Genomic DNA, 23,656 nt, shown 5'->3' with positions numbered 1-23,656 from the left:
GCCTTCACTGCGGACCTGTCAGGGGCGAACGCCCTTGGCCGGAGTCGCCTGGAACGCACGCTCGATCTCCTGCGAGAAGGTGTTGCCCGCGGCATCCTTCGCCGTCACCCGCAGGTCGACCCAGCCGCCCTTGTCGGACACCGGGATCTGGGCGGCGTAGCCGCTGACCCAGGCGCGGGACTTCACGAAGATGTCGCCGTCGCCCTCGACCGCGCCGGCGGGCGCATCGGTCGCCGCGGAGGTCAGCGTGATCGGCACCCACTCGCCGCCCGCGGTGCGGGCCTCGAGCGTCGCGTCGGTGATGGCGCCGGCTTCAACAGTGCCGGCGACGTGGCCGAGCTCGAGGTCGAGCGGGATGCTCGAGCCCTTCTTGCGGCCCTTGCCTACCAGGTTCTCCACGTTGACGTCCACGCCGTAGTACGCCTGGATCATCGGCAGCAGCCGGTAGTCCCAGTCGCCGAGCTTGCCGGCCGAACGGAACGACCATTCCGAGACCGTCTTGTTCGAGCCTGCGAGGTGCGTGCCGTCATGGGTCGCCGTGCTCACGACGCGCCATTCCTGCTCGCCGTCAGGGAGCTCGTACACGTTGGCACCCTGATGTTGCGCCTGCTTGATCAGCTCGCCGTCGATGTAGATATCGGTGGTCTGCACGACCGTGGACGGCTCCATCCAGGTGTCGAACGAGCCGGTGTGGTCGGCGCTGCCGCCGTCGGCCCAGCTGGGGATGTTGATCTGCGCGTAGTCCGACACGCGGTAGGGGACCCAGTAGCCGGTCGCCACGTAGGGCCGCACGATTCCGCCGAAGTACTCGGCCTCGACCTCGTCGTTCGCCTGGTAGGCGCGACGGATGTCGCGCATCTCCCATCGCACCGAGTCGATGCCGACGCCCTGGTTCCAGTGCAGGTCCTCGGTGTTGACCCACTCTTCGCGCACGTTGCCGCGTTCGGCGATCAGGAAGTTTCCGACGCCGTAGGTGGCACCCGGCACGAAGTCGTACCGGAACTCGCCCATGGCCTCCTTCTGACCGTGGTAGGTCGTGTCGATCCGCGTGAGGTCGGTCGGCGTGAACGCCAGCTCGGCCGGAATCTCGCCCGCGCTGTAGTCGGCGATGTCGTACACGACGTCGGCGTAGTGGTCGCCGACCGCCGAGACGGTCACCTTCTTGTCGGCCATCCTCGCGAGGAGGTCACGCCCTTCGACGCCGCTGATGCCTGCGACCGGGATCGACGCGTTCGCCGTGTAGTCGGCCGAGCCGACCCACCGGTTCCACTCGCCGTCCGTGTCGTTCGCGAAGATCACGAGGGTCGCGCCGGCTGCCGCCGCGTTGGCGACGGCGTCACCGGGCGCGATGTCGGCGGAATCGGTGATGACGGCGACCTTGCCCGCGACGTCGGTGGCCGCGAGGTCCTGCGTGGTGCCGGTTCCGGCGTTCACGGCGGTGCCCTTGAGTTCACCGTCGAGGAACGGCGAGCCGCCCTGGAGGATGACGTCGAGCGGCTTCTTCCCCGCGGCGACCGTCAGCATCGGCGTCCACAGACGCCAGCGCGTCGTGAAGTCGAACTTCGCGTCGTCGACCTTCATCGGGGTCGCCCACATCTCATCGACCACCACCGGCATCACGACGCTCGACACGAAGTCGTCCGCACGGAAGTCCATCCGCTGGAAGACCGTCTCAAGACCGTCCCGCGGCACGTCGACCGTCGCCTGCACTGCGTCGCGCGCGTCGAGTTCGACCGTGTGGTTCTGCGTGAGCGAGAACTTCGGGTCGCCGTCGAGCACCACCGCGACCGTGTCGGGCGTGCGGTCGAGCTGCATGTAGGACATGACCGCGTAGTCGCCCTTCACGAGGCGAACGGTGGTCTCGCCGTCGATGTACACCGGCTCCATCCACTGAGCCGCGACGTCGTAGATGACCGCGTAGGTGCCGACGGGCTGGCCGTCGAATCCGGTCGCCGTCAGGGTGAGGTCGTAGCGCTCCAGCTCGGCGATCGTGCCGAGGGCCGTGCGCGTGACGGGCTCGCCGTCGACGGAGCCGACGAGAGCGCCGGACAGCTGCGCGCCCGCAGGCACCTTGGCCGGGTCGACGACCATGGTCGCCGTGGCGGTGCCCCCTGCGGGAATGGTGAGCGACGTGGCGTCGATCGTCAGGGCATCGAACGCGATGCCCTCCGAAAGGGGGCCGGGCCCCTCGTCGCCGCCGCCGGGCGTGGTGTCGTTCAGCGTCGCGGTGAGCTCGAGGGTGATCTCGGCATCCGTGCGGTTGGTGTACGTGACGGAGCGCTCGACCGGAGTCGGCTCCTCGCCCCACATCAGCATGCCGAAGTCGCCGGAGCCGCCAGCGATCACGGGCGCATCCAGAGCCGCATCGATGTCGATGAGACCGGTGCCGCCCTGGTACGCGGTGTACTCGCCCTCGACGGCGGTGCTGGCGAGCGCGGCCTTGAGCTGTTCGTTGGTCATGTCCGGGTTCGCGCCGAGCAGGATCGCCGCGGCGCCCGCGACGTGCGGCGTCGCCATCGACGTGCCGCTCATCGCGACGTAGGAGCCCTCACCGCCGCTGTCGCCGGAGCGAGCAGCGGTGATGTCGCCGCCCGGACCCATGACATTCGGCTTCATCGCGCCGGAGCGAGAGAGCGGCCCCTGGCTGGTGAAGTACGACATGTCGCCCGACGGGTCATCGACCGATCCGATGGTGAACGCCTGCTCCGCAGAGCCGGGTGAGCCGATCGTCTCCGCGGCGCCCTGATTGCCGGCTGCCACGATGAACAGGGAGCGGGTCTCCTCGGAGATGCTGTTGAGCGCTTCGGCCATCAGGTCCTTGCCGTCCGAGGCTTCGGACGAGCCGAGGCTCATCGAGACGATCGGGGCGTTCTGCCCGGCCCACTCCATGGCGTCGATGATCCAGGAGTCCTGGCCGCTGCCGTCAGCGCCGAGGACCTTGCCGACGAGCAGGTTCGCGCCATCGGCGACACCGCGGTGCGTGCCGTCGGAGGCGGCGCCGGTGCCGGCGATCGTCGAGGCGACGTGCGTGCCGTGGCCATTGGGATCGGACGCGACCTCTTCGCCGGGAACGAAGCTCGTGGAGCTCGGGAGGACGCGGCCCTGGAGGTCGGGGTGGGTGTCGTCGTAGCCGGTGTCGAGCACGGCGACGGTGACGCCGGCGCCGGTGTAGCCCTGCGCCCACGCTTCGGGTGCATCGATGAGGCCGACGCTGCTGTCGAGCGTCGCGCGCACCTTGCCGTCGAGGTGGATGGCTTCGATGCCGCCCGCCAGCGTCGGAGCGGTGGAGAACGTCGACGCGCCGGAGGCGGTGAGAGCCATCCAGGCCGACGCCGAGTCCGCGTGGCCGAGGGTCGCGGCGGCGCCGCCGATGCTGGCAAGTTCGGTGTGAGCCTCGATGCCGGGGATCGGCGCCGAGAACGTGCCGACCTGGGCCTGCTCGACGATGATCGGGGTCGCGTCGACCGACGCGTCGTCGTAGCCGTACTCGACCAGCTTCGACACGTTGAACAGATCGCGGTCGAGGACGCCGGACGCGAGGTAGGCGAGCGCCTGATCGGGAACGACGTGGAGCTCGCCGCCGACCTCGTAGGTGCGCACTCCGGCGCCATCGACAGCGGTGTCGATGTCGACGGTGTGTGTGCCGTCGGAGAAGTCGGTGACCGTGACGCGGTCGCCCGTGATCAGGGTGACCTTGTGAGAACTGCCGGCGGCCGCGGGGGTGCTGGGGACACCGTTCGGGCTGGGGTCGGCAACCGCCGGCAGAGTCGTGAGGCCGATGCCTGCGATGCCGATCGCCAGACCGCTTGTGGCGGCGACGATGGGGCGCAGGCGACGGCCGGTGGGCTGGTGTCGTGACATGCGTGAGCCTCTCGGGGGTAGGGGATCCGCAGACGAGCCTCACACGGGGCATCGCCTAAAGTGGTGGCGGAGAAACGCCATGTCCACCATCCGCCAGGGTCGCCGGGTGACGATGGGTGGCATGGGAAAGGCGAACGTGCTCGACGCACTCGGACTGGATGAGGCGCATACCGCCGTCTATCGGTTCGTGCTGCAGCAGCCGTCGGCCTCGATCCCGGAGGTCGCGGCGGCGCTCAGCATGTCGCTGCCGCGCGTGCGTCCGATCGTCTCCGAGCTCGAGAGTCTGGGGCTGCTCGCGCGCCAGGCCGCGAGCAGCGACCGGTTCGTCGCCTCCCCGCCGACGATGGCACTGCGGCCGCTGCTGCTCGAGCGCGAACGCGGGCTCACTCGTGCGCACGAGGCGCTCGCCGATCTCAGCGACCTCTACCGCCGCTCGGCGGAGAAGCGCAGCATCGCCGATGTCGTCGATGTCGTCATCGGCGACGACGCCGTGCGTCAGCGCGTGGCGCAGCTGCAGGCGGCGAGCACCTCCCAGGTGCGGGTGCTCGTGCTGAACGAGATCGCGCTGCTGAGCGGCGAGGAGAACGTCGAGGAGGATCGCGCCCTCGCTCGAGGCGTGCGGTACCGGGTGATCGTCGAGAGCGCCGTGCTCGAGCGGCCCGGATTCCTGTCGGCCGCACGGGAGATGGCGCAGATCGGCGAAGAGGTCCGCGTGCTGCCCACGCTGCCCACGCGGATGTTCATCGCCGACGACCAGATGGCGCTGCTCCCCATGCACTCGCAGGGCGAGGAGGGCGGCTTCGGCGCCCTGCTGATCCACCCCAGCGGCCTGCTCGATCTGGTGATCTCGATCTTCGACGAGTACTGGCGCACGGCGACGCAGTTCCTGCCCGTCGCCGCAGCGCCGACGGCGGAGGACATCGATCGCGACCTGCTCCGCCTGCTCCTGCTGGGAGTGACGGATGCCGCGGCCGCCAGCCAGCTCGGCATCTCGCTGCGCACCGTCCAGCGTCGGGTGTCGGATCTCATGGAGGTCGCAGGCGTCACGACCCGCATGCAGCTGGGAGCCGAGGCTGTGCGGCGCGCCTGGGTGTGACCGCGGTCACCATCCGTTCGTGTTGAGCCACTCCCGGCGACGTCGCGCCTCGTCGGGCGTATCCGCCGGGTCCGCGGTATCGTGCTCCGCGATTCGGTCGTCGGCGTCGAGTGCGACGAACCGCAGGCACAACGGGCACAGCGCGCGGCCGTTCGGATACCCGTCCGGCAGCGGCAAGGCGGGGGAGCCGGAGCCGCCCGAGCCGGAGCACCGCGCCGCGTCGGCCGCGGCATCCGCCCACATCACGGCTCGGTGCCGATGAAGCCCCGGGTGGTCGAGATGACGGGTGCACCTCCGGCCGCCATTGCGGCTGCGGCAGAACCGCACGATGCCGTCGCTCATCGCTCTGGCTTCGGCACGAAGCGCGGCACCCATCGCACGAAGGCGGCGGCGCCGAGCAGGCTGACGAGACCGATCGCACCCGTCGCGACGGCGAGCGTCGAGACGGCGGCGATCGCTGAGACGAGGAGCGGCGCGACGGCGCCGCCGGCGTCGGTGAGAGTTCGCCACGACCCGAGGAACGGCGCGGGATCGCCCTTGGGCGCGACATCGGCGCCGAGCGTGAGCAGGATGCCGCTGGACAGGCCGTTGCCCACGCCCAGCACCGCCGCGAACAGCGCGAACCACATCGCCGCCTGGCCGGACTCGTGGGTGAACGACAGCGCGAGGAATCCGGCGCCCATCAGCAGCATGGCGGGCAGTGCCGCCCACAGGCGCCCGAAGCGGTCCATCACCTGGCCGCTCGCGTAGAACAGCGCGAAGTCGAGTGCGCCCGAGACGCCGACGACGATCGCGATGGTCTGGGCGTCGAGTCCGATCGACACGCCCCACAGCGGCAGCACGACCTGTCGTGCGGAACGGACGGCGGAGAGAGATGCCGCAGCCAGCCCGAGGCGTGCGAGGACGCGGCGGAATCGCCACATCGTCCGGAAGACGCCGATGCGTTCGGCGGTGGGGATCGACCCGGTGACCGCTTCGCCGGTGTCTTCGGTCAGCGGTGGGTCGGCTCGCGTCGCGGCGGTGCGGGCGAGCTCCGCTTCGGGATCGGGGCCGAGCAGCACGAGCAGCACGGTGGCTATGAGACAGGCCGCGAAGAACCACATGGTGGCGTGCTCGTCCCCGGTGAGGGCGAGGAGTCCCGCGGCCACGAAGGGTCCGATGAACATGCCGAGGCGGAAGGTCCCGCCCAGGAGCGACAGTGCCCGGGCCCGGAACGCCAGAGGCACCCGCGTCGTCATGAACGAGTGCCGGGCGAGCCCGAACGCCGCGGCGCAGAACCCGATGAGGAACACCGCGATCGCGAAGAGAGCGAGAGAGGGGGCGAACGCCATCGCGCCGACGGCGACGAGCGAGAGTGTGCCTGCGGCCGCCATGGTGAAGCGCTCGCCGATGCGGGCGACGGCCCATCCCGCGGGGATGTTGCCGCACAGCTGTCCGACGACCAGGGCGGACGAGACGAGCGCGGCCGTGGCGAGGTCGGCGCCGAGCTGCGCGGCGATCACGGGGATGAGCGGGATCACGGCCCCCTCGCCGACCGCGAAGAGCACGGTCGGCCCGTAGATCATGGGGCCGAACCGTGCGAGGACCTCTCGCGGCTGATCACTCACGGGCATCCACGTTAGTCTGGACAGTCATGCTCGACTTCGATCCCTCCGCCGACATCCAGGCCTTGCGCTCCACGTTCTCCGACATCAAGGCCGTGGTCGACGTCGACGCGCTCACCGCCGAGATCGCGCGGCTCAGCGAAGAGGCGGGCGCACCCGATCTGTGGGACGACGTTGACAAGGCGCAGAAGGTCACCAGCGCCCTGAGTCACCGTCAGTCCGAGCTCAAGCGCGTCACCGACGTCGAGAGCCGCCTCGACGACCTCGAGGTGCTCGTCGAACTCGCCAACGAGATGGACGACGAGGACTCGGCCGAAGAGGCCCGTCGCGAGATCGCCGAGCTCGAGGACATCGTCGGCCAGCTCGAGGTGCAGACGCTCCTCGACGGGGAGTACGACGACCGTTCGGCGGTCGTGACGATCCGGTCGGGCGCGGGCGGCGACGACGCCACCGACTTCGCCGAGATGCTGATGCGCATGTACCTGCGCTGGGCCGAGCGGCACAAGTACTCCGTCAAGGTGATGGACACCTCCTACGCCGAAGGTGCGGGCATCAAGTCCGCGACCTTCGAGATCGACGCCCCCTACGCCTACGGCACCCTCTCGGTCGAGGCCGGCACCCATCGCCTTGCCCGCATCAGCCCGTTCGGATCGGCCGACAAGCGCCAGACGAGCTTCGCCGCGGTCGAGGTCATCCCCGTCATGGAGGAGGCCGTCGAGGTCGACATCCCCGAGGGTGACATCCGCGTCGACGTTTTCCGGTCGTCGGGACCCGGCGGCCAGTCGGTCAACACGACCGACTCCGCCGTCCGCCTCACCCACCTCCCGACCGGGCTCGTCGTCTCGATGCAGAACGAGAAGTCGCAGATCCAGAACCGTGCTGCCGCGATGCGCGTGCTGCAGACGCGTCTGCTCCTGCTCCAGAAGGAGAAGGAAGCCGCGAAGAAGAAGGAGCTCGCCGGTGTCATCACCGCGAGCTGGGGCGACCAGATGCGCTCGTACTTCCTCTATGGCCAGCAGCTCGTGAAGGATCTCCGTACCGGGCACGAGGTCGGCAACCCGGCGATCGTGTTCGACGGCGACATCGACGGCTTCATCTCGGCCGGCATCCGCTGGCGCAAGCGTCCCACCGAGGACTGAGCGCCCGCGCGGATTGTCGATGGCGGTCGCTAGGGTCGGCGCATGAGCGATCTGCGACTGGTTGAGCTGTCCACGGAGAACCTTCCTGCGGTCATCGGGCTGCCGCCGGCGATCGGCGAGAAGGCCTACGTGGCACCCGTCCTGCACTCGATCGCCGAGGCGTATGTCACGCCGACGGCGTGGCCGCGGGTGATCCTCGACGGTGACGAGGTCGTCGGCTTCGTGATGGCGAACTGGGACGCCGAGAACGAGATCCCCGAGTTCCGCAGTGGCATCTGGCGACTCAATGTCGCCGACGAGGCGAAAGGGCGAGGTGTCGGACGCTTCGCCGTCCAGCAGGTCGCCGAAGAGGCGCGCCGCCGCGGCTTCGAGCAGATCACGGTGCTGTGGGAACCCGCTGCCGACGGCCCCGAGGGCTTCTACCTGGCGGTGGGCTTCGAGAAGGCCGGTGAGCTGTTCGGCGAGACCGTCGGCGTGATGCGGGTCTGAGTCCCGCGGGTCCGAGTCTCAGGCCCCCTCGAGGAATTCCTGGATCATCACGGGGGAGGCGTGGATGCACATGATGCGCAGCCGCCCGCTTCCGGTGTTCTTGAAGCCGTGCCACGTGTCGGCGGCCACCACGGCGGTGTCGCCCGCGTGTGCCACCACGGTGTCCTCGCCCATCCGGATGGTCGCTTCGCCCTCGATGACGAGCCACGTCTCGGTGTACGGATGCCGATGCAGATCCGGACCCATCCCGGGGTCGTTGTCGACATAGAAGAACGAGATGCCGGAGTCGTACTGCTCGCCTTCGAAGCGCATCGTGCGAGACGCGCCGACGAGGAGATCGGATGCCGGAATGGGGGACGCAGTCATTCCTCCATCCTCATCGTTCGGCCCCTCGTCGTCCATCGCCGCGTGCGTCAGAAGGGCGCCGGGGCGGTCTCGGCGGCGGCCCGGAAGACAGGTACGCGGCGTTCGGGGTGGACGGTGTAGTGGCGTCCGGAGGGCGAGGTCCAGTGCAGGGCGCCGCCGGACCCGTCGACCTGTTCGACCTGCCAGCCGCCGTGGTGCTTGATGGTGTGGTGCCCTTTGCAGAGGGGTGCGAGGTTGTCGAGGGCGGTGGGGCCGCCGTGTTCCCAGGCGATGGTGTGGTCGATCTCGCATCGTGCGGCGGGAATCCCGCATCCGGGTGCCATACATCGGTCGGCCCGCCATCGGGCCAGTCGTCGCAGTGCGGGTGGTGGCCGGTATTGGTCGCGTCCGACGGAGAGCACGACCCCGGTCTCGGGGTGGGTCAGGATACGGGTCCACCCGTCGGCGCCCCCGGCCAACTCCCGGGCTTTCGCGAGCGGGATCGGTCCGAGGCCCTCGACCACCGCCGGTGCGGCATCCGCGGCTTGGGACTCGTCGAGGAGGGTCAGCACCGGCACGGTGACGGCGACGGTGGCGCGGATGCCGCGGGCTTCGGGAGCCAGGTGGGCGGTGTCGCCGTCGATGAGCAGGTCGCCGAAGATGTCGGCGCGGACCTGGTCGAGCGTGCGGGTCTCGTCGGGATGGGCGCAGATCGCCTTCGCCTTCGCGGTGAGCCGGTTGTAAATGGCGTGCGCCTCGACCTCGGGACCCAGTGAGTGAATCCAGGCCATGCCGTCGCCGGCGGGTTCGACCACCACCCGCCGACCCTGCAGGGCTGCTTCGTGCCGCTCCGCCAGGGTCGCGGACTGTTCGAGTTCGACCAGCCGGCGCAGTGCCCGCCGGAACGACCCGACGGCAAGCTCTCCGGCCAGTTCCACGGCACGCGGCACGAGTCGCTTCCGCACGTCGGGCTCGGCGCTGTCGAGCAGATCGACGAGGATCTCGGCGTGCCGCTCGGTCATCCCGGCCCGGCCGAGCGAGTCCAGCGCGGCCGGGTAGCGGTGCACCAGCGCCTCCGCGAACCCCAGCAGGCTGGCCGCGGCATGCTCGGTGACCCGCAGCGCTGCCGCCAGTTCGAGCCGCACCGACCGATCGACAACGGACTCGATCGCGCCGCCGTACCGGGCCGCGTCGTCGAGCGCGTTGCGTCGCAGCGCCTCGACCCGCAGCACCCGCTGCGCCGCGAACACCGCCATCATGTCCGCGACCTCAGTCACCCGATCCACGTCGTCCGGCACCGGCGCTGCATCGACGCCGTCGACGTACCACCCCGCGTCGTCGACGGGCTCGGCATCCCACACGGCGCTCTCGTCCGCGGCGAACGAGTCGTCGTCGGAAGGGGTCATACTCAGACGTTAGAACATACCTCCGACATTCTGAGGCGGGCCCGCACATCGGTGCGTGCCGACCCCGGGTGTCGCGGTCACGGTGAGGAGTCGGCCGCATAGGCTCGTGGGGCCATGATCCGGTTCGAGAACGTCACGAAACGCTACAAGGGCACGGTGAAGCCTGCCCTCAACAATGTCGACTTCGAGGTGCTGCGCGGGGAGTTCGTGTTCCTCGTTGGCGCGTCCGGCTCGGGAAAGTCGTCGTGCCTCCGCATGATCCTGCGCGAGGAGACGCCCACCGACGGCCGGGTCGTCGTGCTGGGCCGCGATCTGCGGACGCTCACGAACCGCAAAGTCCCGTACTTCCGACGTCACGTCGGCGCGGTGTTCCAGGACTTCCGGCTGCTGCCGACCAAGACGGTCTTCCAGAACGTCGCCTTCACGCTCCAGGTCATCGGATCGTCGAAGGGCTTCATCCAGCAAACGGTCCCCGAGGTGCTCGCGCTCGTGGGTCTCGCGGGCAAGGAGAAGCGGTTCCCGCACGAGCTCTCGGGCGGTGAGCAGCAGCGCGTGGCGATCGCCCGCGCGCTGGTGAACCGTCCTCAGGTCCTGCTCGCCGATGAGCCGACCGGAAACCTCGATCCCGCCACCTCGGTGGACATCATGCAGCTGCTCGCGCGCATCAACGCGGGCGGGACGACCGTGGTCATGGCCACGCACGAGGCGGGCTTCGTCGACCAGATGCAGCGCCGGGTGATCGAGCTGCGCCACGGTGAGATGGTCCGCGACGAGCGCCACGGCGGCTACGGAGACACCTCGAGCCTGCCGAGCCTCGCGCCCGAGCAGGAGCGCGGCGCAGCCGCTGTGGCCGCACTAACCGCCGTGCTCGAGGTGCAGCGCGAGGCCGTCGCCGCAGCCCAGGCGGGCCTCGACCCCACACTCGCCAATGCGGAAGATCGAGCGGATGCCGCACCTGGCGCCCCGGAACCCTCGAGCGCCCCGAGCGCCGAGCCGGAGCCGGAGCCGCAGCCCGCCCCGACCCCCGCCGCTGAGCCGCCGGCCCCCGCACCACGCGCCGCCGACACCACGGGCTCGCAGGACACGGCGCCGGCCACGGCCGCGCCGCCAGACGAATCCGCAGCATCCGAGGACTCCGCGGCGGCTGAGAAGGCCGCGGCATCCGCGAAGAAGACGCCCCCGGCATCCCACACCCAGCCGATTCCGCTCATCGACCTCGCCGAGCTCGACGTCGCCGAGCTGGGACTGGCCGACCGTCTGGGGCTCGACGACAGCGAAGGCGACCGCGAAGTGGGGCCGACGTCATGAGGGCCGGACTCATCCTCTCCGAGGCGTTCACCGGACTGCGCCGCAACGCCTCGATGGTCATCTCCGTCGTGCTGGTGACGTTCGTCTCGCTGACCTTCGTCGGCGCCGCGATCCTCATGCAGATGCAGATCGGCACGATGAAGGACTTCTGGGTCGACAGGGCCCAGGTCGCGATCTACATGTGCACCGGCATCTCGCTCGCGCCGACCTGCACCGGCGGTGTCGCGACCGAGGAGCAGCTGGCCGCCGTGCAGGAGAAGCTCGAGGGTCCGGCGCTGTCGCCCCTCATCCGCGACGTGCGGTTCGAGGACCGGAACGAGGCGTACGAGAACGCGCTCGAGCTGTTCGGCGACGACTACGCGAGCGTCATCACGCCCGATCAGCTCAACGAGACCTTCTGGATCAACCTGGTCGACCAGGGGCAGTCGGACGTGATCTTCGAGGCCTTCTCGGGCACGGAGGGCGTCGAGGAGGTCAAGGACCAGCTGCAGTACCTCGAGCCGCTGTTCTCGGCGCTCACCGTCGCGACCTACATCGCCGTCGGCATCGCCGCCCTCATGCTCATCGCAGCGGTGCTGCTCATCGCGACCACGATCCGGCTGTCCGCCTATGCGCGAAGGCGCGAGCTCAGCATCATGCGCCTGGTCGGGGCATCCAATCGCTTCATCCAGACACCGTTCATCCTGGAGGGCGTGTTCGCCGCGCTGCTCGGCTCGATCCTGGCCAGCGCGGCAGTCCTCGCCGGCGTGCACTTCGGCGTGGACCAGTACCTGCGAGGCCGGGTCGAGTTCGTGACGACGTGGGTCGACATGGGCGATGCGTGGCTCGTGGTGCCGATCCTCGTGCTGATCGGCGTGCTCCTCGCGGGCCTGTCCGCGAGCTTCGCGATCCGGCGGTGGCTGCGCGCCTGACCCGGCAGGCTGGGTCGTTCGCGCGACTCGTGCGGGCTCGGATAGACTGACGGGCTGCCGTGCGCTCGCGCGGCGATCGAACAAGGAGTGGTCATGCCTCGCGAACGCGGTGAGAAGGTCGTCGCGACCAACCGTCGCGCGCGCCATGAGTACACGATCGAGAAGACCTACGAGGCGGGCCTGGTGCTCACCGGCACCGAGGTGAAGTCGCTGCGGCAGGGACGCGCGAACATCTCTGACGGCTACGCCTACATCTCCGGCGGTGAGGCGTTCCTCGACGCCGTCCACATCCCCGAGTACTCGCAGGGGCACTGGACCAATCACGCGTCCAAGCGCATCCGCAAGCTCCTGCTGCACAAGGACGAGATCGTGAAGCTCTCGCACGCGGTGTCGGCGGGCGGATACACGCTGGTGCCGCTCAAGCTCTACTTCAACGACGGTCGCGCCAAGGTCGAGATCGCCGTCGCCAAGGGCAAGCGCGAGTACGAGAAGCGCCAGACGATCCGCGAGCGCGAAGACAAGCGCGAGGCCGAGCGCGCGATGCGCGGCCGCAACCGCCTGGGGGAGTAGCCGAGCGGATGCCGCGACCCGGCGTCAGCTCGCGCGGAACCGTGCTTCCACCGCGGCCGTGATCACGATCTCCTCGGGCTGGAGCTGCACGGAGGGTCCGCCGCCGGTATCGCCGGCGAAGGATGCTTTCGCCATCAGCATGCGAGGCGCATGCTCAGGCGTGGGGGAGTCGTTGCGCGTGAGCAGCCCGAGGTCCGCGATCTCGACCGGGGTCACGGTGGACAGCCCGATGGCCGAGGCATAGGCGTTCGCGCGGGTCACAGCGACCCCGACGGCGCCGGCCGCGACATCCCGCTCCGTCGCCGTCCGGGTCTGGGGTGTGAGCTGCCAGTCGATCCAGCCCAGCTGTACGCCTTCCCGCTCGGCGACCTCTGCGGCCCAGGCCGACAGGACCGGGAAGTCCGTGAAGGTGGCCGAGAAGTCCACCGTGGCATAGTGCACCGGGGCCAGGCGACGGCCTTCGTGGTTGTACGGGCGGTCCGACCACACCGATACCCGCTGGCTCGTCCACTCGGCGATGGTCCCCGCGCTCTTGCGCGACTCCAGGTCGTCGCGCACGACGGCGCTGGAGGCGGCCATGCGCTCGACGGCGTCGCCGCGCTCGGAACTCTCGGCGCGGATGGTGAGGTGGGCCACGGCGCGCTCGGGCGCCAGACGTGCTTCGTGCTCGCCCCGGACCGTGATGACGACTTCGCTCATGGGCCGACTCTACGCGCCGATCAGCCCGCCTCGTCGGGTGCTTTCACGTAGCCGACCTCGTCCTTGTAGGCGGCCCAGCGGACATCCGTGTCAGTGAAGAGGTACGTCACTCCGTAACCTTCGGCATCGGCCCAGCCGTCGTCGCCCTTCTGCGCGAGATAAACCCCTTCCGGGGTCTCGATGCGAACGAAGCCCAGCGATTCGAGGTAGCTCTGGGCGGAGGCAGCGGCATCCGGTTCGATCGGAGCCCACGCGAGCGTCGCTACGCTGTCCGTACCCAAGTCCGGGTCCGCACCCCACGTGCAGGTGAAGCTTCCGACGGGCGCACCACCCGGAAATTCCGCGAACGGCCAACCGGATCCGTCAGGCCGGCTCCAGGACACCCAATCCATCCGCGCCGCCGCGGCATGCCACTCCGCCGTGGAGGTGTTCTCGCATGTCGCTGCGATCGGGGTGGCGGTCGGAGTCGGAGTCGGACTCGGGGTCAGCGTGGGGGTAGGGGACGCAGTCCGAGTAGCGCTCGGATCCGGCGAGGGAACAGGCTCGGGTGCGCATCCGGCGAGAGCGAAGATCAGCAGGGCAGCGACGGCCACGACGGCCGAGGTGCGAGGGGTCAAGCGGGCTCCTGAAGTTACGAGGGAGCTTCACTCTACGGTTCAGCACACCGCGGAATGGTCCGTGTCGCCGAGACGTTATAGACTGATGTGCTCGGATGCTTCGGCATCCGGTAATGGCAACTCAACAGCGTGACAGCGGCCCTTCGCACGAAGGCTCATGGGGATGATCGGTTTCGACATCGCCTGCGAATCTGCGAGAAGCGGGCCGAGGATGCAGGGTTATCTCGTAAACGATCTCTGCAAACCAATAAGTGCCGAAACCAAGCGCACTGAACTCGCCCTCGCTGCGTAAGCGAGCCTGAGTTCCGTCAGACCGTAGGTGTTCCCGCTACGGATCCTGGCGTCATCTAGGGGACTTGCTGCGTGACGGCGTCTGGACGTCACGCGGGACTCTTCCCAGGCTGGGCTTGTCGACTTAGGTGTCTGTGACAAAGGTCGGAGCCGAGTAGAACGTCTTCACAGACTGCGCCCGGAGAAGACGCAGTATCTCAGCGATGGACGGGGGTTCGATTCCCCCCATCTCCACCACCCGCTGTCACGGAACAGGGCCCCGAAAGCCGCGTAATCACGCGGGTTTTGGGGCCTTCGTTCGTTGTCGAGGAGTCAACCAAGAGTCTCATCGCCCACAAATCGCCCACAAACTTTTGAGGTATACATGTCGATAAGCGTGTCCGAAAGCCGCTAGTTGTCGGTTTCTAGTCCGAGCGAGCGAGCGAGCGCGAGTCGGTCGAAGAGCGAGGGCAGCGAGACGGAATGGCGATCAGCTCGCCCAGAGGCGGCCGACATCGGCGTTCAACCCGCCCTGATTCATCCGCTCGGCGACGTCGGCAAGGTCGTCGTCGAACAGATCGGCGTAGGTATCGAGTGTCATCGCCGCCGACTTGTGACCCAGCATCCGCTGCACGGCCTTCACGTTCGCTCCGGACGAGATCGCCAGGCTCGCCGCGGTGTGACGCAGGTCGTGCGGTGTCAGCCGCTCGATGTCGGCGAGATCGAGCGCGGTCGTGAACCACGAGTTCACGCCGTACTGCGTCTTGGCCCGGCGCAGGTGCTTGCCCTCAAGGTCCGTGAAGACGAGGTCGTCGGCCCGCTTGCCGCGGCAGAGTTGCTTGAGAGGATCTTCGAGGAAGGCGGGGAAGGGGACGAGCCGGCGCTCCCAATTCTTCGGAGTCCCGAGCACGATCTTGCCCTCGACTTCGACAGCGGCGCGCTGCACCTGGATCCGATGTCTGGGGAAGATGATGTCGCTGACGTGCATGCCGATCGCCTCGCTCCAGCGGAGCCCGCAGTAAGAGAGCAGCAGGATGAGGGTCTTGTGGGTGTCGTTGTTCGTCGACTCGGCAAGGCGGACCACCTCGGCGTGAGTCAGGTATCGCCGCGGCTTCTGCGACTGCTTCGGAGGCAGGTTCTGAGCTCCGCGGGCGACGTTGCGCGGGATGCGGCCATCGCGCACGGCGGTGTCCAGGATGCCCGCGAGCACGCCTAGCGCACGGTAGACGACACTCGCAGAACGCGGGTTGGCGCCGGCCTTCTCACTCTTCGTGCGCTTCGTCGTCGCCGTGCCCTCTGAGAGCTCGCGAATCCACTGCTCGACATGGGACGCACGGATATCCCCGATACGCACGTCGCCCCAGCGGGGGAGGACGTAGACCCGCCACGACGTCTTCAGCGAGCTGAACGACGATGCCTTGAGGGCGTGCTCCTTGTTGCGGAGCCACTCGACGCCGAGCGCGCCCACCGTGATGCGGGCCTCGCCGGGATCGGTGTAGGAGCCATTCGAACGCGAGACTTCGCTGTGCGCGAGGTAGAGCTCTGCGTCCTTCTTGGTGCGGAAGCCCTTCTTCTCGACCTGCTTCTGCTGGTCGTTGCGCCAGCGAACCCGGTAGCGCCGTCCAGCCTCAATCTCGTACGCCGTGATGCTTCCCATGGCTCACCTCGGGGCCAGGGTAGCCTCGAGGTGCGGTGTGCGTGCCGGTAATCTATCGACCCGGGTGTGTCTTGTGGATAACTGTGGCTAGTTGCAGTTTGTGGAGGCATCGGAGCCCCTGCTTGCGCGAGTGGCGCCCGATCGGCACTACCTTGAGCGGAGTCGTGACGGGCCTCTTGTCGGTCATCCGCGTGGCGCGCTGACCTGCCGGCAAGTCCATCGACGAGGCGCGGAACGCTCCTGCGCGATTGGCGCACACGTGCAGCATCGCTCAGCTGTCGCTGTCGTGGCTACCTGCTAAGCCCCCACTGAGAATCGCAGCGGATTGACGATCGGTGTTCTGGGCGGTTAGGTCGGCAGACTCGCATCATGCACGACCGGCGTGATTCGAAGTGCTGGTTCGAGCGATTGCGCCTGCTGGTGCAGCAGTTCGTTGAGGCCGTGCCGGTTGCGCATGGAGCGACGGGCGTTTGATTGCCGAGTCATCTGAGATGGGTCGAAGTCGACGACCAGGTAGATGCCGTGGGTCAGGCCACCACGCACCAAGTAGTCCGCCGCCAGTTGATCGAGGAGACTCGTTCGAACTGCGGAGTTCCAGATGCCCTTCACTTCGATCACCACCACGAACACGTCGCCGGAGTGTGGATCGCGGACCTCGACGCGAATGTCTTGGCGGTGCCCTACTCCGTGATCCGAGACGCGACGCACTTCCACCTCGCGATTAACGATGAAGCCGCCACGATCCAAGATGACCCTCAGCGCATGCGTGTACCAGTCGGACAAGCGGTTCTCGTCCTTCGGGCTCTTGTAGTTTGGTGCGATGTTCCACAGCGCGAACGACTGCGGTGTCTCATCAGTAAGCCAGTGTTGAATCGTGCCTAGCGCGTCAACTGTGGCGGCGAGTACGTCGTTGGCGCTCCGTGCGAGCACGGAGTTGCTAACGGCAAGGATGGTGGTGAACTCGCCTATGGACAGAGGCATCCAGCCATTGACGCGGTAGGACTCGCGCGCTGTCGCGACTGCGTATGCAAGGTCAAGCTCGGGGTGTTCGCGCGCCGCTTGGAGCAGAGCGGCCAGGCCCGCTTTACTTCCGCTGGATGCGACGCTGTCGAGTAGCGCCGCCCGCCAGTACGCGACATCCTCTCGCGGCGTGACCGAATGCACACCGGTGGGAATGTCATCCTCACTTGCCGGAAATAGTGCCGCGAGTCGAACGTAGAAGGCTACCCGGTCCTCTGGCGAAACTTCTCGAATGCGGTCACCGCCATATCGCTCATGCGAGCCGACCAGCAGCAGCACTGAGCGCACAAGCGTCGGTGCTCGGTCGCAGAACTCCAGGAGAACTTCGTACCCAAACGACGGGTTCGACGTGAGAAGACTACCTATGAGAGTCGCGAGCTCATGTTCATTGATCGACTTCCCGATGCGCCGCCGCATCCATTCGCGGCCATCGATGGGATCCACTTGCAGAAGTAGATCCGCAAGGGAGTCGCGGTGCCGCTCGCTTGCCAGGACCGCGGGGCGCAAAGCCGATAGAAGGTCCGAGTCGATGAGCGTGGTCAATGCGGGCAGCGCGGCTGCCGAGGAAGTACCGCGACCGACGCGGCCGAAGAACGCCCGGATAGAGCGACGAAGGTTTGGCCGGTTCTTCGCGGCGGACATCTCCAGGAGAGCGCGCCGAAAATCAGTGGTCGCCGAGTCGCGCGAAGTCGTCTGTGCTTCGAGGATCGCGATGTTCGCGATAGCCCAGACCGCGTCCTCAAGATCGTCGAGTCGGTGCGGCTCATGCTTGAGCAGTGTGTACAACGCCTGGTAGCAAGCCTGAATACCGAGGTGGAACCGGTCCTTCTTGAACTGCTTGGGAAATGGGCGATCGGGCGACGTGATCGCGACAAGGTAGGCGTGAGCCAGATCAAGGATGCACGTGCGATCGCTGTCGTCTAGAAGGTCCACGTTCTCGAGGTCAAGCAGGTCAGCCTCAAAGCTGAACTGATACCTTCGCGTCGCGAGGTCGAGACCCAGAAGACGAACCAGGTGCCAGAAACCCAGGGGTGCCGTGCGAACCCGCGTCGCCGCGTTCCGGAAGGCTGCGAGGTACTCGCTTACTGACAGGCTTCGGTCCGGGGGCCGGTCATTGAACCGTTGACCAAATTCCCAGTGCTCTCGCTGAGTTCTGGCGATGTCGGAGTCGAGGTCGACGGGATCGAACCGGTGTCGTAACCCGGCCCATAGTCGTCCGTGATTGTGGTGCCACGCCCACGCCATATCCGCATCGCTCGTCGCGTCGAGCAGTTGATCTATGAGAGCGGTCCACACGCGAAGCTCGTCCTCGCTGCCGCGCTCGGCGCTCTCGGCCAACCAGTCCAGGTCAGACCGTGTGATCAGCGGTTCACCATCGGCATCGCGCGCAGTGAGCAAGCCGTACCATGCGGGCAGATCTCCGTCGTAGACCGTGACGAGACGCTCGATAAGCGCGCGAAACTCCCGCGGTTGAATTGACGCGCGGGCGAATGGCAGCTTCGAGCGATCTCCGGACAGTCGTCGAGCGACGGCGCGTGCCAGGAGCGTGCGGACATCGTCTTCGAGTTCCGGGAGTGTGGCGAGCACCCTAATCGCGCTGTCCACGAGTCTTTGAAGGTCGTCGGGATCGAACTCGTCATGCTCCCACTCGTTCGTTTCCGACAGCCCGCCATCATCGGCCACTGAAGCGTCGACCACAGGCGAAGCACGGCGGATGACGGCGAGTGCGAGGTCTTCCGTCATCTCGTTTGCGAGCGTCGATAGGAAAACGAAGTACGAGCCGAAGAAGCTCTCGGGCGCACGAACGAGCCCTTCCGTCAACTCCTCCGCAGTGATGTATCTGGGCCAAAGCGCATCTAGGACCTTGCCCCGAAGTTCCGAATTTGAGTCGCCTTCAAAGAACTCGTCGGCCCCCCATCGAAGGGATCGGAGCACGCCTTCAATGTTGTGGGTAGACACGACATCCGCAGCGAGGACCCGTGTGTTGACACTGAGGTTTCGATCCTCCAATGTGCGCTGGAGATCTGCCTCGAGCCCCCCGCGGTACGAGTCACGCAAGATTCTCAGGGCCACCCGCTGCGTTGATTCGTCTTGGGTGAGGAATCGCGAAAAGTCCGATTCCATCTCGTCGTACTCCAGGCCGGAAAGATCATCCCGCCAAGAGATATCGCGGTCAAAATCGTCCGCGCGCTCGGTCAATCGGGCGACTAATCCTCGTGCGATCGTCGTGTCGTCCTGAGTGATCCGGTTCCGGACCAGTGTCAACGGGTCAGCATCCAAGAGCCATGCGAACGCATCCTGGTTCAGCGCCACCAGCCACGTTGCCACGTCGGCCATCTGAGGCGGAATTGTCTCGCCATCACCTACGAGCAGTACCGATCTAAGCTGCGCGTGAGAAAGCGATGCGCCAGCAAGCTGCTCGGCCGCGAGAAAGTCGCGGAGTCGACGATGGGCGAACTGTCGCTCGGTCGATCCAGAGTGCGCAAACACCGGAGTCCGAAGCGCGAGTTGCAGGTCATCATTGTTGACTTCCACTGTGACGCCGTCGACTGTCGTGGTCCCGACCAGCCGGTCTGTCTGTGTGCCGGCAGAACGTTGGCCCACCTCGTATAGAGCAAAGTCGCCAGCGTCGGTGAAGGTCGCGTAGCCGGCAAGTCTGGCCAGCGCCGCCCGTTGCCGAGCAGGCGACGCGTCTTCGGCCTGGCGCGGCGTGTAGTTCCCTATCGAGTCTGCCGCCATCATCAAGGACAGGGCCCTTTCGAATATCAACTGGCGCGATCCGGGAAGTCCGCCGTCAGCCGCATAGATGGTGAGCAAGAGGCTCAGAGTGTATGGAGTCGCAGCCAGCGATTCGAGTCGACGCCGCTCTACCTGACCCATGAAGTCGGCGCCGTCGATCCCGCGCTCTTCCGCGATGGTTTCGACATCGCTCCTCCTCAGCGGGAGCAGGACGTGGACAGCCTTGTCTTCTAACGACTCAAACAGCGCATCGAGTGCCCGGACCGATTCTGCCGTGCGACAGACAGCAATGACTCGCCAGCCCGCCGCGATAAGGGGTCTCAGCCGCTGCTCGAGGAAACGAACGAAGTGCCGGATGAGAAGGCGAGTTTCGTCCACGCTGTCCAGGAGCAAGATCGGGGCGACTGCCCCGACCGTCGCGGTGAGCCTGTCAAATGCGTTTGAAAGGGCTTGGTCCGATCCAAAATCGCGGAGGTCCACCAACTCGACGGCGGACGAAGAATTGACAAGCATCTCGCGAAGTTCTGATAGCGCTGTCGACTTCCCCGCACCCGGTTCACCAAGCACAAGGCTCGCGGTTCGACCCACGAGGCTGGACAGCGGGAGGAACGGCGTGCCTGTAGTCGCTTCCCCGCTAGGTGTGAAGTCGTCGGTTGCTACATAACCCCGTTGCGCTACGAATCGCTCCACTACTGCCACGCGCTCAACGTAAACCATGCGAGCAGTGCGAGCTCAGGGACCCGCGGAGATCGATGCCGTGCCTCCAGAGGCGAAAGCAATGCACGCAGGCATCAGTGGATGAGCTCGCCGGATCGACGGCATTGGGCACCATCTCGCTACACGTACCTGCAACGCACAAAAATACCTGGATAAGCGGCAAAACGCGTCGTACTCTGGCGCCATGCGAGGCGGGTTGGAGCGGTGGAAGGGGGGTGTTGATTCCCGAGGTGTCCGGAACGCGATCTCCTATGCGCTTGAGGGCACCTGCGACGCGCACCTCCATCACGGAAGCGGTGTGGACGCGCTCGACCGGTATGGCGCAGCATCCGATTCAAGCGTCGCTCGCTTCATCGTCTCCGATGGTGTCGTCACGAGCGACGAACTCACCGCCGGAGGTCTCCGCGTGTGGCTCACCGGCCATGACCCGGTCACGGGGGAGGAGCGGGGGCGCGCACGGCTGAGTCCCGACGCCGACCTCGTGCTCGACGGGACCATCAATCACCCGAAGTCGTACAGCGTCGCCGCGCTGCTCCACCCCGACCTCGCCGAAGAGTTCGAAGCACTGCAGGACCGCCTCCGGAGCCGGATCCTCCTCACGTGGCAGCGGGAGCTCAACGTCCGCCGCGGCCACAACGGCCTCATCCGCGAGGACATCACACGCCTCGAGGTCGTTGAGCTTCGGCACCGTCGGTCTCGCGCACTTGACCCGCACATCCATCGACATCTCTGGCTCAACGTGAAGGTGCTCGGCACCGATGGGAGGTGGTCGAATCTCGACTCGCGCGTCGCGATGAAGCTGCACACCGTCATCAACGCCGAGGGCGAACTCGCTGCGCGCACCGATCCGGAGTGGCTCGCGGCGCTGGCCCGTCACGGCTACACGATCAATACGGACGGCGAAATCGCCGAGCTGTCCGCTGCGGTGCGTCCGCTGTCTCGCCGATCTGCGCAGATCGAAGCGAACCGTGCACGCATAGTCGCCGAATGGTCGGCGGCGCACCACGGTGCCATCCCGAGCGCGGGGGTGATGAGTCAGATCGACCGGCGGGCGTGGGCGGTATCTCGCCCGAACAAGCCGAGCGATCTTGACGAGGACTCCTGGGAAGGGATGGTTCGTGACGAGATCGCCGCGATTAGTCCCGATCTCGTCAATGAACGCCCGGCGGTCGCGATCAGGTCTATCCGTCTCGAAGAGGTCGACGTCGACCTGCTCGCCGCGATGGCGGTCGTCGACGCCGACACCCGCTCCACCACCTCGGGCGGACGTTTCAGCGCCTTGGACCTGCGTGCCGGCGCCATCCGCGCGCTCTCGCGGTCCGGCGTGGTTCGCCAGCGCGACGAGTTGGTCGAGCTGATCGCAGCGATCGCGGGGCGAGCCTGCCGAGCGTGCGTGCGGCTGAGCGGTGATCCCGACGCGCCGGGGCACGTAAAGAACCTCATGGCTACGCAGACCATGAGGTCGAAGGTCGTCCTCTCCCAGCGGCTCGACCTCCTTGCCACACCGGGCCGGTCGCTGGTGGCAGACGAACTGCACCGCGTTGTCGGCGCGCTGGAGGGGTTCGACAACCTGGATGGCTCGCAGTTGGCCGCGGCATCCGCCATCGCCGGCACGCACGGACTCGTCACGGTCACCGGTCCCGCAGGTGCGGGCAAGACCACGATGCTGCGGATAGCGTTCGGCGCTCTCAAAGCTCAGCGTCGTCGACTGATCGTGGTCGCACCCACACGAAAGGCCGCGTCCGTAGCTGCTCGCGAGGTCGGCGCCCCGGCGACCAGCATCCACTCACTGCTCGCCGATCACGGGTACCGATGGGGCGCGGACGCTGCGGGAGCGCACTCGTGGCGACGACTCTCCGTCGGCGACGTCGACACAGACACCGGGGTCATCTACAAGGGCCCGATCGCGTACCCGTTGCGACCGCACGACCGGATCGTGGTCGATGAAGCCGGGATGCTCGATCTGCAGACCGCGAACGCACTCGCCGAGCTTGCCCAGGAGCAGGGTGTCGGGGTAGCGATGGTCGGTGACCCGCACCAGGCGCTCCCCGTCGGGCACGTCGGCGCCATGGCGGCCGCCGTTCGGCTCGCAGGGGCCGCCGTTGAACTCGACACGGTTCACCGCTTCCGGGATCCCGAGTATGGCGCTCTCACGCTCCGCATGCGAGACCCCGGCGACGTTCAGCACGCGTCCGCGGTGGCTGACGAGCTGGCGCGGCAAGGGCACATCGCCCGGGTGGACCACCTCGATGCCGCACGCGAACACATGGTCGACGCCTACTTCGCCTGGCACGCGCGCGGCAGACGCGTCGCCCTCGTCACTGCGGCGAACAGCGAGGCGAACTCGATCAACGATGCGATCCAGCATCAACGCGTAGACCGAGGCGAGCTTGATCCCACGCTTATGGCCGTCGGGATGGGGGAGCAGCGCATCCTCGTCGGAGACACCGTCCAGACCCGTCGAAACGATACACAGGCCGGTGTCGAGAATCGTGCGCTCTGGGTGGTGAACAGTATCTCCGAGCAGACGATCGTGCTCGTCTCCGTCTACGACAGTGGCGAGCTGCGGAAGGTCACCCGGGACTACGCGCTCGATCACCTGCAGCTCGCCTATGCGTCCACAGTTCACGGAATCCAGGGAGAAACGGTGGACGCTTCGCTTGTCGGACCCGACGTGGATGCTGCCGGCCTCTACGTCGGCCTCACCCGCGGCCGGCTACACAACGAGGCCGTCGTGGTCGCTTCGACCGACCGCAATGCGCAGGCGAAGGTCGCCGCCAGCATGCTCCGAGGGGGCACCGAACTCACGATGCAGGATGCCGTCCGCGCGGCGGACGCCGAACTGCGGCGTGCATCCCGAACGCGGCACGAGGCTACGATGGCCGGACCGTTCGTTGCGCCGGGCTCCGGCATCGGGATGTCGCGCTAGCCGGCGCGCAACGAGGGTCCGACGACGCGGCAGTTCGCCCCGACCGCGAAGATGATAGCGGTCAGCGACATCTCCGTTCCCGTGCGCTCGCTTTTTGCAGACTCCGCTCTCCGCTGCGCTCCGAGCTGCGCTTAGCAACCGCTCGCTCCGGGCGCTCCGCCGCCGATGACCGCTAGATCGCTGATTGTCGGAGCGGACGAGACTGGGCAAACCGTATGAGAGTGACCGGAGGGGCGTTTGATTGCCCATTCGCGCGGATGACGGCCCGACAAGGAACGC

General features: G+C 67.2%; 16 protein-coding genes and 1 other RNA gene. 8 read left to right on the top strand and 9 right to left on the bottom strand.

The annotated features are described in order from the left end of the window. Window positions 1–18 precede the first annotated feature (18 nt). Window positions 19–3,861, bottom strand: a complete 3,843-nt coding sequence (locus tag ASD56_RS11405) for a S8 family serine peptidase (RefSeq protein WP_055965672.1) — start codon at window positions 3,859–3,861, stop codon at window positions 19–21. A gap of 79 nt (window positions 3,862–3,940) precedes the next feature. Between ASD56_RS11405 and ASD56_RS11400 the strand changes: the two genes are divergently transcribed. Beyond that, entirely contained in the window at window positions 3,941–4,957 is a 1,017-nt protein-coding gene (locus ASD56_RS11400; protein ID WP_235565660.1) for a transcriptional regulator TrmB, read from the top strand. A 6-nt stretch (window positions 4,958–4,963) separates the two neighbouring features. Here the strand turns inward: ASD56_RS11400 and ASD56_RS11395 are convergent, their stop codons facing one another. Continuing rightward, window positions 4,964–5,299, bottom strand: coding sequence for a hypothetical protein (locus ASD56_RS11395; protein WP_055965670.1), 336 nt, complete (start codon window positions 5,297–5,299; stop codon window positions 4,964–4,966). Further along, a complete protein-coding gene (locus tag ASD56_RS11390; protein WP_055965668.1) occupies window positions 5,296–6,570 on the bottom strand; it encodes an MFS transporter in 1,275 nt (424 codons plus the stop codon). Before ASD56_RS11390 ends, ASD56_RS11395 begins: the two co-directional genes overlap by 4 nt. Window positions 6,571–6,590: 20 nt before the next feature. Here ASD56_RS11390 and prfB point away from each other — a divergent pair, with 20 nt between their 5' ends. Both prfB and ASD56_RS11380 read left to right on the top strand, forming a co-directional pair. Then, a complete protein-coding gene (prfB, locus tag ASD56_RS11385) occupies window positions 6,591–7,700 on the top strand; it encodes a peptide chain release factor 2 (protein ID WP_055965666.1) in 1,110 nt (369 codons plus the stop codon). A 42-nt stretch (window positions 7,701–7,742) separates the two neighbouring features. Beyond that, the gene (locus ASD56_RS11380; protein WP_055965664.1) at window positions 7,743–8,189 is read left to right on the top strand and encodes a GNAT family N-acetyltransferase; all 447 of its coding nucleotides are present in this window, start codon (window positions 7,743–7,745) and stop codon (window positions 8,187–8,189) included. A gap of 18 nt (window positions 8,190–8,207) precedes the next feature. Here the strand turns inward: ASD56_RS11380 and ASD56_RS11375 are convergent, their stop codons facing one another. Next, complete coding sequence (locus tag ASD56_RS11375) at window positions 8,208–8,555, bottom strand: cupin domain-containing protein (RefSeq protein WP_055965662.1); 348 nt, start codon at window positions 8,553–8,555, stop codon at window positions 8,208–8,210. Window positions 8,556–8,602: 47 nt separating this feature from the next. Further along, on the bottom strand, window positions 8,603–9,940 hold the full coding sequence (locus ASD56_RS11370) for an HNH endonuclease signature motif containing protein (RefSeq protein ID WP_055965660.1): 1,338 nt from the start codon (window positions 9,938–9,940) through the stop codon (window positions 8,603–8,605). Window positions 9,941–10,054: 114 nt separating this feature from the next. On the opposite strand from ASD56_RS11370, the gene ftsE reads away from it, so the two are divergent. The 3 genes from ftsE to smpB all read left to right on the top strand — a co-directional run bounded on the left by ftsE (window position 10,055) and on the right by smpB (window position 12,729). After that, entirely contained in the window at window positions 10,055–11,248 is a 1,194-nt protein-coding gene (gene ftsE / locus ASD56_RS11365; RefSeq protein ID WP_055965658.1) for a cell division ATP-binding protein FtsE, read from the top strand. Continuing rightward, a complete protein-coding gene (ftsX, locus tag ASD56_RS11360) occupies window positions 11,245–12,159 on the top strand; it encodes a permease-like cell division protein FtsX (RefSeq protein WP_055965656.1) in 915 nt (304 codons plus the stop codon). The genes ftsE and ftsX overlap by 4 nt, the downstream gene beginning before the upstream one ends. A 93-nt stretch (window positions 12,160–12,252) precedes the next feature. After that, the gene (gene smpB / locus ASD56_RS11355; protein WP_055965653.1) at window positions 12,253–12,729 is read left to right on the top strand and encodes an SsrA-binding protein SmpB; all 477 of its coding nucleotides are present in this window, start codon (window positions 12,253–12,255) and stop codon (window positions 12,727–12,729) included. Between the two features lie 24 nt (window positions 12,730–12,753). Here smpB and ASD56_RS11350 read toward each other — a convergent pair whose 3' ends face one another. After that, window positions 12,754–13,428, bottom strand: coding sequence for an SIMPL domain-containing protein (locus ASD56_RS11350; RefSeq protein ID WP_055965651.1), 675 nt, complete (start codon window positions 13,426–13,428; stop codon window positions 12,754–12,756). Window positions 13,429–13,448: 20 nt separating this feature from the next. Further along, window positions 13,449–13,709: a hypothetical protein gene (locus ASD56_RS11345; protein WP_055965649.1), complete on the bottom strand. Its 261-nt coding sequence runs from the start codon at window positions 13,707–13,709 to the stop codon at window positions 13,449–13,451. 495 nt (window positions 13,710–14,204) lie between these two features. On the opposite strand from ASD56_RS11345, the gene ssrA reads away from it, so the two are divergent. Then, window positions 14,205–14,573: a transfer-messenger RNA gene (gene ssrA, locus ASD56_RS16030) on the top strand. Window positions 14,574–14,805: 232 nt separating this feature from the next. On the opposite strand, the gene ASD56_RS11340 is transcribed toward ssrA, so the two are convergent. Next, window positions 14,806–15,972 carry a tyrosine-type recombinase/integrase gene (locus ASD56_RS11340; protein ID WP_055965647.1) on the bottom strand — a complete coding sequence of 389 codons (1,167 nt, stop codon included), beginning with the start codon at window positions 15,970–15,972 and terminating at the stop codon, window positions 14,806–14,808. Window positions 15,973–16,320: 348 nt separating this feature from the next. Next, window positions 16,321–20,244 carry a hypothetical protein gene (locus ASD56_RS11335; protein ID WP_055965645.1) on the bottom strand — a complete coding sequence of 1,308 codons (3,924 nt, stop codon included), beginning with the start codon at window positions 20,242–20,244 and terminating at the stop codon, window positions 16,321–16,323. A 502-nt stretch (window positions 20,245–20,746) separates the two neighbouring features. Between ASD56_RS11335 and ASD56_RS11330 the strand changes: the two genes are divergently transcribed. After that, window positions 20,747–23,377, top strand: a complete 2,631-nt coding sequence (locus tag ASD56_RS11330; RefSeq protein WP_235565655.1) for an AAA family ATPase — start codon at window positions 20,747–20,749, stop codon at window positions 23,375–23,377. Window positions 23,378–23,656 lie beyond the last annotated feature (279 nt).

The sequence above is a fragment of the Microbacterium sp. Root166 genome (assembly GCF_001427145.1).
Taxonomy (GTDB): Bacteria; Actinomycetota; Actinomycetes; order Actinomycetales; family Microbacteriaceae; genus Microbacterium.
This window is presented reverse-complemented; position numbering and strand designations above follow the sequence as displayed.

What these genes read in the sequence shown, in the direction of transcription:
- ASD56_RS11405 (WP_055965672.1), bottom strand. Translation starts at nt 3,861, where the DNA reads ATGTCACGACACCAGCCCACCGGCCGTCGCCTGCGCCCCATCGTCGCC.
- ASD56_RS11400 (WP_235565660.1), top strand. Translation starts at nt 3,941, where the DNA reads ATGTCCACCATCCGCCAGGGTCGCCGGGTGACGATGGGTGGCATGGGA.
- ASD56_RS11395 (WP_055965670.1), bottom strand. Translation starts at nt 5,299, where the DNA reads ATGAGCGACGGCATCGTGCGGTTCTGCCGCAGCCGCAATGGCGGCCGG.
- ASD56_RS11390 (WP_055965668.1), bottom strand. Translation starts at nt 6,570, where the DNA reads ATGCCCGTGAGTGATCAGCCGCGAGAGGTCCTCGCACGGTTCGGCCCC.
- prfB (WP_055965666.1), top strand. Translation starts at nt 6,591, where the DNA reads ATGCTCGACTTCGATCCCTCCGCCGACATCCAGGCCTTGCGCTCCACG.
- ASD56_RS11380 (WP_055965664.1), top strand. Translation starts at nt 7,743, where the DNA reads ATGAGCGATCTGCGACTGGTTGAGCTGTCCACGGAGAACCTTCCTGCG.
- ASD56_RS11375 (WP_055965662.1), bottom strand. Translation starts at nt 8,555, where the DNA reads ATGACTGCGTCCCCCATTCCGGCATCCGATCTCCTCGTCGGCGCGTCT.
- ASD56_RS11370 (WP_055965660.1), bottom strand. Translation starts at nt 9,940, where the DNA reads ATGACCCCTTCCGACGACGACTCGTTCGCCGCGGACGAGAGCGCCGTG.
- ftsE (WP_055965658.1), top strand. Translation starts at nt 10,055, where the DNA reads ATGATCCGGTTCGAGAACGTCACGAAACGCTACAAGGGCACGGTGAAG.
- ftsX (WP_055965656.1), top strand. Translation starts at nt 11,245, where the DNA reads ATGAGGGCCGGACTCATCCTCTCCGAGGCGTTCACCGGACTGCGCCGC.
- smpB (WP_055965653.1), top strand. Translation starts at nt 12,253, where the DNA reads ATGCCTCGCGAACGCGGTGAGAAGGTCGTCGCGACCAACCGTCGCGCG.
- ASD56_RS11350 (WP_055965651.1), bottom strand. Translation starts at nt 13,428, where the DNA reads ATGAGCGAAGTCGTCATCACGGTCCGGGGCGAGCACGAAGCACGTCTG.
- ASD56_RS11340 (WP_055965647.1), bottom strand. Translation starts at nt 15,972, where the DNA reads ATGGGAAGCATCACGGCGTACGAGATTGAGGCTGGACGGCGCTACCGG.
- ASD56_RS11335 (WP_055965645.1), bottom strand. Translation starts at nt 20,244, where the DNA reads ATGCTTGTCAATTCTTCGTCCGCCGTCGAGTTGGTGGACCTCCGCGAT.